This is a genomic window from Streptomyces sp. NPDC086080, assembly GCF_044540255.1.
Taxonomy (GTDB): domain Bacteria; phylum Actinomycetota; class Actinomycetes; order Streptomycetales; family Streptomycetaceae; genus Streptomyces.
The window spans coordinates 60,298-72,134 of record NZ_JBITRU010000005.1 but is presented as its reverse complement, the minus strand read 5'-3'; the positions used below and the strand labels follow the sequence as shown (position 1 = coordinate 72,134).

General features: G+C 70.0%; 14 protein-coding genes. 7 read left to right on the top strand and 7 right to left on the bottom strand.

The features are described 5' to 3' along the window. The 3 genes from ACIF9R_RS08145 to ACIF9R_RS08135 all read right to left on the bottom strand — a co-directional run bounded on the left by ACIF9R_RS08145 (position 1) and on the right by ACIF9R_RS08135 (position 1,791). The gene (locus tag ACIF9R_RS08145; RefSeq protein WP_399976635.1) at positions 1 to 336 is read right to left on the bottom strand and encodes a DUF2516 family protein; all 336 of its coding nucleotides are present in this window, start codon (positions 334 to 336) and stop codon (positions 1 to 3) included. A gap of 136 nt (positions 337 to 472) precedes the next feature. Beyond that, positions 473 to 1,105, bottom strand: a complete 633-nt coding sequence (locus ACIF9R_RS08140; protein WP_399975938.1) for a hypothetical protein — start codon at positions 1,103 to 1,105, stop codon at positions 473 to 475. Positions 1,106 to 1,185: 80 nt separating this feature from the next. Next, positions 1,186 to 1,791 (bottom strand): helix-turn-helix domain-containing protein, encoded by a 606-nt coding sequence (locus tag ACIF9R_RS08135; protein ID WP_399975935.1) that lies wholly within the window; start codon positions 1,789 to 1,791, stop codon positions 1,186 to 1,188. 210 nt (positions 1,792 to 2,001) lie between these two features. Here ACIF9R_RS08135 and ACIF9R_RS08130 point away from each other — a divergent pair, with 210 nt between their 5' ends. The 5 genes from ACIF9R_RS08130 to ACIF9R_RS08110 all read left to right on the top strand — a co-directional run bounded on the left by ACIF9R_RS08130 (position 2,002) and on the right by ACIF9R_RS08110 (position 5,323). Further along, positions 2,002 to 2,511 carry an NUDIX hydrolase gene (locus tag ACIF9R_RS08130; protein WP_399976633.1) on the top strand — a complete coding sequence of 170 codons (510 nt, stop codon included), beginning with the start codon at positions 2,002 to 2,004 and terminating at the stop codon, positions 2,509 to 2,511. A 125-nt stretch (positions 2,512 to 2,636) separates the two neighbouring features. Continuing rightward, positions 2,637 to 3,716, top strand: coding sequence for a MerR family transcriptional regulator (locus ACIF9R_RS08125; RefSeq protein WP_399975933.1), 1,080 nt, complete (start codon positions 2,637 to 2,639; stop codon positions 3,714 to 3,716). A gap of 11 nt (positions 3,717 to 3,727) precedes the next feature. Continuing rightward, positions 3,728 to 3,892 carry a hypothetical protein gene (locus ACIF9R_RS08120; RefSeq protein ID WP_399975930.1) on the top strand — a complete coding sequence of 55 codons (165 nt, stop codon included), beginning with the start codon at positions 3,728 to 3,730 and terminating at the stop codon, positions 3,890 to 3,892. Between the two features lie 125 nt (positions 3,893 to 4,017). After that, positions 4,018 to 4,539 carry an AAA family ATPase gene (locus tag ACIF9R_RS08115; RefSeq protein WP_399975928.1) on the top strand — a complete coding sequence of 174 codons (522 nt, stop codon included), beginning with the start codon at positions 4,018 to 4,020 and terminating at the stop codon, positions 4,537 to 4,539. A gap of 184 nt (positions 4,540 to 4,723) precedes the next feature. Further along, positions 4,724 to 5,323, top strand: coding sequence for a DinB family protein (locus ACIF9R_RS08110; protein WP_399975925.1), 600 nt, complete (start codon positions 4,724 to 4,726; stop codon positions 5,321 to 5,323). Positions 5,324 to 5,801: 478 nt separating this feature from the next. Here the strand turns inward: ACIF9R_RS08110 and ACIF9R_RS08105 are convergent, their stop codons facing one another. Both ACIF9R_RS08105 and ACIF9R_RS08100 read right to left on the bottom strand, forming a co-directional pair. After that, positions 5,802 to 7,994 carry an aminoglycoside phosphotransferase family protein gene (locus ACIF9R_RS08105; RefSeq protein WP_399975923.1) on the bottom strand — a complete coding sequence of 731 codons (2,193 nt, stop codon included), beginning with the start codon at positions 7,992 to 7,994 and terminating at the stop codon, positions 5,802 to 5,804. 302 nt (positions 7,995 to 8,296) lie between these two features. Continuing rightward, positions 8,297 to 9,169: a GntR family transcriptional regulator gene (locus tag ACIF9R_RS08100; protein ID WP_399975921.1), complete on the bottom strand. Its 873-nt coding sequence runs from the start codon at positions 9,167 to 9,169 to the stop codon at positions 8,297 to 8,299. 179 nt (positions 9,170 to 9,348) lie between these two features. On the opposite strand from ACIF9R_RS08100, the gene ACIF9R_RS08095 reads away from it, so the two are divergent. Next, complete coding sequence (locus ACIF9R_RS08095; protein ID WP_399975918.1) at positions 9,349 to 9,531, top strand: hypothetical protein; 183 nt, start codon at positions 9,349 to 9,351, stop codon at positions 9,529 to 9,531. Here the strand turns inward: ACIF9R_RS08095 and ACIF9R_RS08090 are convergent. Next, entirely contained in the window at positions 9,522 to 10,283 is a 762-nt protein-coding gene (locus ACIF9R_RS08090; protein ID WP_399975916.1) for an HAD family hydrolase, read from the bottom strand. The two genes, ACIF9R_RS08095 and ACIF9R_RS08090, sit on opposite strands and share 10 nt — an antisense overlap. 316 nt (positions 10,284 to 10,599) lie before the next feature. Then, positions 10,600 to 11,493 (bottom strand): GntR family transcriptional regulator, encoded by an 894-nt coding sequence (locus tag ACIF9R_RS08085; RefSeq protein WP_399975914.1) that lies wholly within the window; start codon positions 11,491 to 11,493, stop codon positions 10,600 to 10,602. 134 nt (positions 11,494 to 11,627) lie between these two features. Between ACIF9R_RS08085 and ACIF9R_RS08080 the strand changes: the two genes are divergently transcribed. Next, a complete protein-coding gene (locus tag ACIF9R_RS08080; RefSeq protein ID WP_399975912.1) occupies positions 11,628 to 11,816 on the top strand; it encodes a hypothetical protein in 189 nt (62 codons plus the stop codon). Positions 11,817 to 11,837: the final 21 nt, after the last annotated feature.

The window sequence follows — 11,837 nt, the reverse complement described above, 5'->3', positions numbered from 1 at the left end:
TCAGCGACCGCCGTTGTACGGGCCGTAGGGGCCGTCGCTGCTGGAGCCGCCCCGGCGGGTCCGGCCGCCGCCGGGCAGGCCCCGGAGGGCCGGGCGGACGTCGACCATGTACACGATGGTCGCGATCAGCCCGATGATCGGCAGGAACGACAGGATGTTGAAGATCAGGTTCACCACGAAGGCCAGGGCGAGGATGATCAGCCAGAACGGCTTGGTCTTCTTGTCCGCCGCACGGTAGGCGTCCTCACGGCGCGTCGCCGCGTCGATCAGCGCGAACCCGCTGAAAGCGATCAGGGCCATGCTCAGCAGCCACATGAACCCCACGAAGCCCTGCATCAGCACAACGTCCACCACCCGATTCGGCTCGTCGTCTACGCCGTCACCGTACCCGCATCCCCCGGCCGGCTATCCGGAGAACGGGCCGGGCCTCGTCGGAGTGCCCGGCCCGTCGCACCACCCCGTGCGCCCGTGGCTACTTCGCGGGCGGGGTCGTCTTCTTCGCGGACGTCTTGCGCGCCGGGGCCTTCTTGGCGGCGGCGGGCTTCTTCACCGAGGTGGCGCCGTTCGTGGTGCCGGCCGCGGCGGGCTGGTCGCTCTTGACCTCGACCGGCTCGGGCCGGGGCGCGGGCTTCGGCTCGACGACCGGCTCGGCGGACGGCTCGACGGCCACGGCGATGTCCTCGATGCCCTCGGCGGCCTCGCCGCGCCAGGTCCGCACGGTCTGCTCACCGCGCTCGGCGACCTTCTCGTACGTCTCCCGGGCCTTGACCGCGTACTCGGCGGCGATGCCGACGCCACGCAGCGCGAGGTCCTGGGCGTTCTCTCCGAGCTTCTTCAGATCGGTGTCGAGCGAGCCGATGAGCTCGTTGACCTTGGCCTGGAGGTTCTCCTGCGTCTCCCGGACCCGGACGGTCGCCCGCTCCTGAACGACCTTGGGGTCGGTGTTGCGCACGGCCTCGATGCGGGCCGGGGCCTCGGTGCGCAGCTGCTCCACCAGAGCCGGCACCTTCTTGGCCTGCTGCAGCGCGAGGTCGGCGGTGCCGGCGGCGAAGTAGAGGGGGGTCGGGTCGCTGAGGGTCTTGCGCAGGTCGTGGGTGATGGCCATGGTGATGGTCCTCCCGGATATCGTTTCGGCTGAGGGTTGTAGGGGTGATCCGCGGCAGGTGGCCGACGCCCTGGTCCGGCTCAGCCGGCCGTCCGCCGCGGATCGCTGTCACTGTCGATGGAACTGTCGATGGCACCGGCCGCGCGGGACCGGCCCTTGCCGGACGCACCGCCGCGGGTCTTGCGGCTCCGGCGTATCGCGCCATCGCCCTCCGGCACGTCCACCGGAACGTCCGCGGGAACCTTTGACGCGCGGCCACTCACGTCGGCGGCCTCGGACACCCCGGCCGCCTCCGCCGCCCCGGCGTCCTCCGTCGCCTCACCGTCCTCGGCGCCGCCAAACCCGTTCTCCTTGCGGAACGACTCGTAGATCTGGAGCAGCACCTGCTTCTGACGCTCGGTCAGCGTGGGGTCGGCGAGCAGCGCGGCACGGGTCTCCATCTCGTCCCGGTCCCGCTCCGCGTCGAGGATGCCGGCCCGGACGTACAGCGTCTCGGCGGAGATCCGCAGCGCCTTGGCGACCTGCTGCAGCACCTCCGCACTGGGCTTGCGCAGCCCGCGCTCGATCTGGCTGAGATACGGATTGGACACCCCGGCGGCATCGGCGAGCTGCCGCAGCGACAACTGCGCGCTGCGCCGCTGCTCGCGCAGATACTCACCGAGATTGCCGACGTTGAGCGTTCCCATACCTTCACCCTGCCCCACCTAGCTAACTATTGCAAGCACCCGCTTGCAATAGTGCGCCACGGCATACCCCTGGATGTGTGAGCCTGAGCACGACAGGTGTCGTATTCGCACGACAACTGTCGTCATCCGTGTGCGGCCTCCTGGTGCAGGTGTTTGGGGTCGGCCTCCGCGAGTCGCCGAGAAGCGGCGTTGTCGGTGGGCTCCGCCAGTATGTGCGTCGTGGATGAATCGGTGGAGCGTGTCGACGGTCAAGATCGTGTGCTGGGGGTGGTCAGCCGTCGGGAGGCCACGCGGGAGGGTTGGCTGCATCGGGTCGCCGTGACGGTGTGTCGTGATGATCGTGGCCGGATCCTCGTCCACCGGCGGTCGGAGCAGGTGTCCCGCTTCCCCGGGCTCTATGAGGTCGAGGTCGGTGGCGCCGCACATGTCGGCGAGTCCTATGAACAGGCCGCCGGGCGGGAGCTGGCAGAAGAGCTGGGCATTCGTGCGCTGCCGCGCCTGCTGTTCACGTTCATCAACCGCAGCGGTTTGAGCCCTCACTGGCTCGGCGTGCACGAAGCCGTGGTGCCGGATGCTGTGGTCCCCGATCCCGATGAGGTCGCCTGGCATGGCTGGCTGACCGAGCCGGAGCTCGGCTCGGCCCTGCTGGAGTGGCGCTTCACCCCCGACAGCCACGAAGCCTTCAGCCGGTATCTCGCGTTCCGGGGCGCGCAGTCCTGACCTCTTCGAACCGAGTAGGAGACCATCCGGACGAGCCGGACAGAGCCCTTGGTTGACCTTCACCTTGGGGGAGCCCACAGCATCGGTGGGGCCGGGCGACGTGCCTGGCATGAGGAGGAACGAGCATGGAGTTGCTGACCATCGGGACGTTCGCGAGGGCGTCCCGGCTGTCGCCGAAGGCGCTGCGTCTTTACGACGAGCTCGGCCTGCTGACTCCCGCTCGCGTCGACCCGGTGACCGGCTACCGCCTCTACGCACCGGAGCAACTGGATCAGGCCCGGCTGGTTGCCTGGCTCCGACGTCTCGGGATGCCTCTCGCCCGCATCCAACAGGTCTGCACGCTGGAGGCAGGTCCGGCAGCGGAAGAGATCCGCGCGTTCTGGGCCCAGGTCGAAGCCGACACCGCCGCACGGCGGGACCTGGCCACCTTCCTCATCGACCACCTCAACTGGAAGGACCCTGCCATGTCCCCGACCGTCAAGCCCCTGGGCATCCGTTACGCCGCCCTTTCCGACACCGGCCTTGTCCGCGAGAGCAACCAGGACACCGCCTACGCAGGGTCCCGCCTGCTCGCCGTCGCCGACGGCTACGGCAGCGGAGGTGCCCCCGCAAGCGCCGCCGCCGTCGACGCGCTCAAGCGCCTCGAAACCGACAGCCTCCCGGCGGGCAATCTCCTCAACGCCCTCGAAGACGCCATCGACCAGGCCAAGCTGGCCGTGCACGGCATCTCCGGACTCGGCCCTTCCTCCGAGGACGCCGGCACCACACTCACCGCGATGCTGTGGACCGGCTCGCAGCTGGCCCTCGTCCACATCGGCGACTCCCGCGTCCACCTCCTGCGCGACGGAGAGCTGTTCCAGATCACCCACGACCACACCATGGTGCAGTCGATGGTCGACGAAGGGCGCCTCAGCCCGGAAGAAGCCGCCTCCCACCCCCAGCGGTCCCTGCTGATACGTGCCCTGGGCCAAGGAGCCGACTCCACACCCGACATGCGCCTGCACGACGCCCGGCAGGGAGACCGCTACCTGCTCTGCTCGGACGGCCTGTCCACCGTCGTGCCGACCGAAGGGATCCGCCGGGTGCTCTCCGACATCAGCGAGCCCGAGCAGGCGGTCCGCGAACTCGTCGCCCTCGCCAACGGCTCCGGCGGCCCCGACAACGTCAGTTGCGTGGTCGCCGACGTCCTGCAGCTCCAGCAGTAGGAGCGAGCGGCATGCACTTCGAGTTGCACCAGGTCCGCTCCCACGAACTCATCCGCGAGGCGGACGAATACCGACTCGCCCAGCAAGCCAGGAACGCCGGATCGGCCCCTCGCACCATGCCGTCCGATACACAGCGCCCGACTCCACGGCGCCTGCTGGCTCGGCTGCGCGGGTGAACCATCACGCTGCCTACGGTTGAGCGGGACACCGACCCACCAACTTGTCCCACACGACCGTAGGCACCGCAGGTCAGCCCCGACTCACCCACACGTGTCCGGCCCGGACAGGTAGCGTGACGCCCGTGATCGTATGGATCAACGGAACGCACGGCGTCGGCAAGACGACCACCGCGCCGATCGTGCGGCGGCTGCTCCCGGACGCTCGGGTACTCGACGCCGAGAAGGTCGGCGAGACGCTCATGGACATCACGCCGGGGCTGCCCGGCACGGACAACTTCCAGCACTGGCCACCGTGGCGGCCGCTCGTGGTGGAGACGGCCCGCCGCGTCCTCGACTACACGGGCGGCACCCTGGTGATGCCCATGACCGTCCTGGTCGAGGAATACTGGCGCGAGATCAGCGCGGGGCTCGCCCACCATGCCGTTCCGGTACGGCACTTCGTCCTCCATGCCGACCAGGAGACCCTCCGCGGGCGCATCGAGGGGGACGCCGTTCTCGGGCCCTCACCGTTCCGTCTCCGCCACCTGGAGGCCTATGCCGAGGCGGCCCGTACCTGGCTGCACGCCGAGGCCGAGGTCGTCGACACCACGCACCGCACCCCCGCCCAGGCCGCCCGGCTGATCGCGGAGGCCGTCAGGAGGTGAGCGCCGGCGGTGGGACCGGCCGGTTCTGCGTGCTTCCGCATCCGGCCGTGACACTTCCGGGGCCGGCGCGACGTGAGGATGCCCGGCGCGACGTAGGGATGCCCGGTGCGACGTGGGGATGCCCGGCGCGTCCACTGCGCGCAGGCCGCCCCGGCGGCGGTCCGCGCGCGGCAGACTGAGCCGCATGACCACATCGTCCGACGCCGCCAAGGCCGACCTCCGCCGCTACCTCCAGGAAGCCCGCGACGCCCTGGTGTGGAAGCTCGACGGCCTCTCCGAGTACGACGTCCGCCGCCCCATGACGCCGACCGGCACCAACCTCCTCGGCCTGGTGAAGCACGCGGCCGGGGTGGAGTTGGGCTACCTCGGCGCCACCTTCGGGCGGCCGTCCGGCGAGCCGCTGCCCTGGCTCGCGGACTCGGCGGAGACCAACGCCGACATGTGGGCCACCGCCGGGGAGTCACGCGCGTTCGTCGTGGAGCTGTACCGGCGGGCGTGGGCGCACGCGGACGCCACGATCGACGCCCTCGCGCTGGACACGACCGGCATGGTGCCTTGGTGGCCGGACGGCAAGGACGAACTGACGCTGCACCACGCCGTGGTCCGCGTGATCGCCGACACCCACCGCCACGCCGGGCACGCCGACATCCTGCGCGAACTCCTGGACGGCGCCGTGGGAGAGAACGCCGTCAACACCAGCCTGCCGTCGACCGATCCTGCCTGGTGGGAGACCTACCGGCAGCGCCTGGAGAGCGCGGCCCGGGAGGCCGGGCAGCGGTCATGACCGCGGAGGTCACCCCTTCACCGCCCCCGCCGTGAGCCCCTGGACGATGTGGCGGCCGGCGAAGGCGAACAGGACCGAGGACCATGGTGGGGAGGATGTTGAATCCTCCCCTCCCTGAAGGGAGGGGAGTCCTGACTCAGGCCGCCTGACGGAACAGCGTTCCGTCAGGGCTTGCGCCGTCAGCGCCAGCCGGGTCGAGACCAGCCCGGACGAGCATCACGCGGGCGGAGTTCTTGTCCCTGGGGACACGGCTCAGACCAGCCTTCTGCAGCAGGTCGTTGACAACGCCGAACTCACTGTTGAACAGCCAGCGGAACAGGATGCCGATGAGGAACCCGGAGATGGCCCACGGGAAGGGTCGCCCCGGGGCACACGGGCGGGAAACTGGGGCGGCGCGGCGCTGGCACGGCGCGGGCGGTACTCGGCGCGACGCGGGCGGGTGCATGTGGCCGGGGTCGTCGGCCGCAGGGGGTTCCTCCTAGACCAGGGCGCGGGCGAGATAGGGATTCGCCGTGGAGCGGACCGGGAGGCCCAGTGCTCCGGTGGCGACGGTCAGGGTCATCGCGTAGGAGTCCACCGCGCGGCGGACGTTGGGGGCGTCCAGGCTCGCGCCGGTCACGATGCGGTCGAGGTCGATGTACGCGGAGCGGACGATCTCCAGCCGGCGGTACGCCTGCCAGTCGTCCCGCCAGCCTCGGGTGTACTCGGGTGGCAGCCCGCGCTCCCAGCGGCTGAACATCCGGTCACGGATCTCCGGGCGGGTCGGGGTGAGGTGCATGTGCCGGACCAGGTCGTAGAGGGGGTCGCCGATCAGCGCCATCTCCCAGTCGATGATGGTCAGCGCGAAGGGGTCGTCACGGCGTACCAGGTTCCACGGGTTCAGGTCGCCGTGCAGCAGGGACGGCTCGCGGTGGCTCACCTCCTGCCGGGACAGGATCTGGTGCAGTCGCGCGGCGTCCGGCAGGCCCAGTTGCCGGGCGAGTTGCAGCGACTTCTTGGGCAGATCAAGGACGAGGCGGACGAGTTGGTCCGCGATCCACCGGTAGAAGCCCCGCTCTCCGGCCAACGGATCCACCCGTCCGCAGTCCACCTGCGTCAGCGCGCAGAGCTGGTCCACGAGACCGTCCGCCTCGTGCGGCAGCAGCCCGTTCACGGGGTGGTTCGGAGGGCGGCCGATGTCCTGCGGGCCCACGTAGGTGTGGATGACGAAAGGGTCGTTCGGGTAGCTCTCGCCCAGGGCCAGCGCTCTCGGCGCGGCCACGGCGACGGGGGCCGCCTCGATGCTGCGCAGCACGGCGTGCTCGCTGAGGTACCGCGGCTCCCGTCGGCACACGTCGGGCAGTGCGCGGCGTACGACGACGGGGTGGTCGACGCCCGGGACGCGGACCACGGTGTTGAGGTGGGCGGTGCCCTTGAAGACCCGTCCCGCCGGCGCCGCGCCCTCCACCGCGAGGGCGCCCAGGACGGCGGTCTCCGGGAAGTCCTCGGGCAGCGGCAGCCGCCGGTCCTGGTGCCAGCCGAAGGCCGGGGCGGCGGCGGGGCCACGGCCGCCGCCGCCCCAGTCACGGCGGGACGTCAGCCAGCGGAACAGCGCGCCCTCGATCTCCTGCGTCCCGGGCACGCTGCTCAGCCGCAGCGGTACGGCGGCCGCCGCCAGCGCCCGGCTCACCTCCGCCGTCGCCTCGTCCAGGTTCTTCTGGGAGAACGATTCCTCCAGGCTCCGCGCGGCCCGCATCACGTCCGGGAAGACGGACTGCGCCCGCTCGAACGCCAGGTAGTGCCCCAGGTCCTTCGCCAGCCCGTTGACGGCGGCCGGACGGATGCGCCGCATGGCCTCCTCCCAGGCGTCGATCACCTCTGGCCACTGATGGTCCGGGTACCGCATGCGCACCAGATGGGTCGCCAGGTCGTGCAGCGGATCGCCGTAGGTCGCCAGCTCCCAGTCGACGCAGATGAGCGGAAGCGTGCCGCCGTAGGAGACGATCAGGTTGTCGCGGTGCAGGTCCGCGTGCAGCAGGCTGTACGGCCGCCGCGCCATCACGGGTGCCCGCTCGGCCAGCCTGACCAAGGCGTCCTCCGGAATGCCCAGGGCCGCGAACAGTCCACCGAAGGCAGCCCAATTGGGCTGCCGGATCTGCCGGTCGGCCCGATGCGCGAGCGTCCGCAGAAAGCCCTGGCCGTCGGTGTCGTTGCGGGGCCAGCCGGCCGGCAGCGGAGGCAGCGCGCTGCGCCGCACCTGGGCCATCTGGGCGAGCAGCCCGGCCAGCGCCTTGATGAGCAGTGTGTCCACGGGCTTTCCGTTCCCGCAGACGCTGGACAGCGGTACGCCTTCCACATAGCTGTGGATGGCGAAGCCGTCGCCCTTGGCGAGGCACTGCGGCACATGCGGCAGGATCCCCTTGACCGCGCCGAGGATCTCGTCCTCGTTGTCCCAGGTCCTGATCACGACCGGCAAGGCCTCGGCCCGGCGGATCCGCACCGTCACGGAGGTTCCGGGCTCACGTCCGAGCAGCCGGGCCTCCGGCTCGGTCAGCGGGAGCACGTAGTTCTGGTTGTGGTGTCCGCTGCTGGCCACACCGCGCCGGGTGGCGAGTTCCACGAAGTCCCGGAGCTGGACATCCGGCGCGGCGGGTCCCCCGAGGGCGGGTCGGGGAACAGGTGGTGCGCCCACTGGCCGCTCCGGGAGGTACGAGGGGAGTCACAACTGAAGGTAGGCATGCGGCCTCCCCTCCCGCACGCGGAGTGCCGCGTACCGGACCGCGTCGGGCACGGTGTCACCCGTCTGCCCGAGGCCGTGGAAGCCCGTTCGAGTCGGCTGATGGGCCCCTGGGTACGAACGGAGGCGAGCGCTTGCTCAATCGGTGCGCGAATGCTAGCGCATGCGGTTCAACTCAGAAGCAGTCATCGCGCCGAAAGCAGCCCACTTCTCGGAAATGGTCCGCCGTCCACCAGCAGACCGCATTCCGGCGGCCCTCACTCCGAGAGCAGCTTCCAGACCGAGTCGAACCACTGCTGCATGCTGTCCACGAAGACCGATCCCGGAGCCGTCGGCTTCCCCGTCTTCACGTGGTGGGTGAGGGTCGCACCGAGGCCCAGGACGTCCAGGGCCGTGACCACCTCGCCGCGTTCCAGTTCCAGCGGTCGCTCGATGATTTCGTACATGCCGTGCAGGACCTCGACGGCGTTGAAGAGGTAGAGCTTGAAGGTGGGAGTGAGCGGGGCGTGCTTGATCCACACGTCGACGGAGGGGACCAGCCCCTCGGTCTGCAGGTCTCTGAGCGCCCCCAGCAGCGACGTCGTGTGCGACTCGGTGATGGTCCTCAGCCGTTCCCGCAGTCGGGTGTCGTCGGGGTCGTTCTGGACCCGGGGGTAGGGCAGCGGAAGCGCCGGATCCGGCAGGAGCATCCGCAGCGTGATGCGCTGCGGTGAGATGAAGCCGCCCCGGATCCGTTCCGCCTGGAGCCGGATGTGCGCGTCCAGCGACTCGGACGTCAGTGTGTAGACGTCCAGGGTGACCTCCGGCTGTTCGAAGGCCTCACTGATGAACGGGGCCAGCGTCACCTCGCCGCGCCACCGCGTCGCCTTGGCGGCCGAGGACTGTATGCGCTGGGTTTTGATCACCCGCGAGCCGCTGCCCCGGTACGACTTGATCCAGCCCTCGTTGGCCAGCTCGCGCAGTGCCCGCTGCACCGTGTCACGGGAGACTCCCAGTTCCTCGGCCAGGGCGCGCTGCGACGGCAGGAAGGACCGCAGCGGGTACGCGTTCCCTATCCGCCCGCGCAACTCGTCGGCGATCCGCTGGAACTCCCTGCCCCCGCCGCCTTCGGCGGTCCGCTGTCCGGCCACAAGCGGAACGTACCGCCTTCAGTCCACCGGCAAACCACCCGAACCGCGCCAACCGGCGGTGGAACCCGCCGTGTTGGTTAAGGGATCAATTCACCCGGGCAGACCACTGTCAGCACATCCAGTCCAATTGGACGGCAAGTTGCGCACTTACCGGAAAGTGGAGGGGAGATGGTCGGATCATGCCGCAGTCCAAGGTGCTCACGCCGCTCGGGGAGCTGATGCTGAACCTGCTCGCCGAGGCACGGCTCGGCCCCGTCGCCCTGCTGGTCCTGCTCTTCATCGGCGTGTGGGCACGGGACCCGCGCAACGGTCGCGCCCTGTGTGCGGCGCTCGTGCTCACCCTGCTGATGACTCACGCCTGACGCGGGTCGCGGACCAGCCGGAGCACGGGCAGCAGGGAGTCCACGACGGTGAGGGCGCCCGCGTCGCGCAGCAGCTTGTTCTTGTGGTCGTTGCGGGCATAGCCGAGGAACGGTACGCCGGCCGCCCGCGCGGCGTGCAGGTCGGAGGGGGTGTCGCCGATCATCAGGGCGGTGGCGGGGGCGGCGCCGATCGCGTTCAGGGCGCGGTTGATGCAGTGGGGGTCGGGTTTGAGGTGGTTCAGTTCCTGGGTGCGGCCGTAGATGTGGGGGGCGAAACAGGGGACGAGGCCGCGCGAGGCCAGGTACTCGCGCACGACGCGCGGGGAGTTGTTCGTGGCGATCGCCAGGCGGGCGCCCACCGCGGTCCAGGTGCGGATCAGCGGGTCGGCGTACGGGGTCGGCATCGCGGAGGCCGTGGCCCGCAGCTCCTCCTGGGTGAGACGCTCCTCCAGCTCCGCCACGAGATCGCTGCCGGGGTGCCGGCGGTCGACGGCGCGCAGGACGACATGCGGATCCAGGGACTCGCGTTCCTCGTCCGTGAGCAGGCGGTGCAGGCCGCGCCCCTCGAGCCAGGACGCGAGGTCGTCGGCCACCCGCTCCGCCGAATGACCCGCGAACAGACGGCAGATGGGTCCGTCGAAGTCCCACAGCACGACACGGGCCCCCTTGGCCAGATCCCGTATCTCGTTCAGTTCCGTCTCGGTCTCGGTCTCGGCCGTCGCCGGATCGGTCCGTGTCGTCTCAGAAGTCACCTGGCTCCCCCAAGGATGCCCCGGCCTTCAGGCCGGGGAGGAATCGGACCCCTGCGAAGCAGGGCAGGAAACGGGGTTTCGCCGTCAAGGCGAAAGACCGCCCACCCGGCCGGGTAAACTGCACGCCGTACGTTGCGAGAACCAAGCGCGTACGTCGTGCTGATCGAGAACCAGGACAGCACATGCACCTCCGAGCTTTGCCGTATGACCCCGGGCTGGTTTCAACCCGGCTGGTGCTGATCGTGGAAGACCTGTCGGGTCGCTGACCCGCAGGCGGCGTGAGCCAGGAATCCCCCTGCTTCAGCTGGGGGAGGATTCAATAGGAGAGTGTCAGGTCCGTCGTGATGGTTTCCCAGAGGGCGTCGAACCACTTCTGTGATTCCTCCACGAACGCCTCGTCCCGCCGGCCGGCCCGCCCGGCGAAGGAGAAGAGCAGGGACGCCGAGCCCAGGACGTCGTACATCTCCAGGTTCTGGCTCTCCCACTCCTCCTCGCGCCGGGTGAGCATGTAGTAGCCGAGCAGCGCCTCCTCCCCGTTGAGCAGGTACAGCTTCACCGGTGGGGTGAAGGGCAGCGCGCGGAACTGCACCCGTACGTCGATGCCGTGCGTCGCCCGCAGGGCCTGCACGTTGTGCCGGAGCACCTGGGCCTGGGCGTTGCGCATCGCCAGCCAGCGCTCGTGCACCGGGTTGTCGCTGCCGCCGCCCTCCTCGACGGGGACCGGGAAAGCCAGGTTGATGGTGCGGGAGGGCAGGAGGAGGCGTACGTCGACCGAAGCGGGGCGTATCCGGCCCTCGTGGATGTGCCGGAGCGGTTCTCCGAGCGCCACCATCAGGCTCTCGGAGGTCAGGCACACCGCGTCGATCCGCACCCGGTCGGCCTCGAAGGCGGCCGACAGGCGCGGTGCCAGCCCCACCATCGTCGGCTGGGGCTCCTCCCGGACGGCGCGGTCGGGGGCGGGGGCCGCGATCCTCGGCGGGCTGCCCTTGGTGACGTTGCTGAGCAGGCCGTCGTCCTGCAGCGCGCGCAGCGCCTGGCGGACGGTGCCGCGCTCGACGCCGAACTCGTCTGCCAGCTCGGCCTGGGTGGGCAGCCGGTCGCCCGCTCTGAGCTCGCCGGCCCGGATGCGCTCCCGCAGGATGTCGGCGATCTCCTGGGGCGTGAGCCTGCTGCTGCCGTTCACTGCCACGTTCTCCTGGGTCACGACCAAACGCTACAACTTTGATCCATCTAAGGGGAGTTGTTCGTATGTTGTTTATGAGTAGCGACCAAATGGGGACAACTTCAACAGAGTTGGCAACCAACTCAGGCAAGTTGGCATCATCGCTACGGGGGGGAAACACCATGTACGTCCTCACTCTGGTCTCCGCCGTTCTCGTCATCACCGTCCAGCAGCTCGCCGAGTGGACGTTCGGAGTGGCCGGCCTCGTCGGCCTGCTGATGCTCACCCTGGGCATCAGGGCCAACAGGCCGTGGATCAGCTGCGCCGGGGCGGTGACGCTCGCGCTGCTGGTGACGAGGCCCGCCCTGTGAGAGGCCGGCCCGGCTCCGATG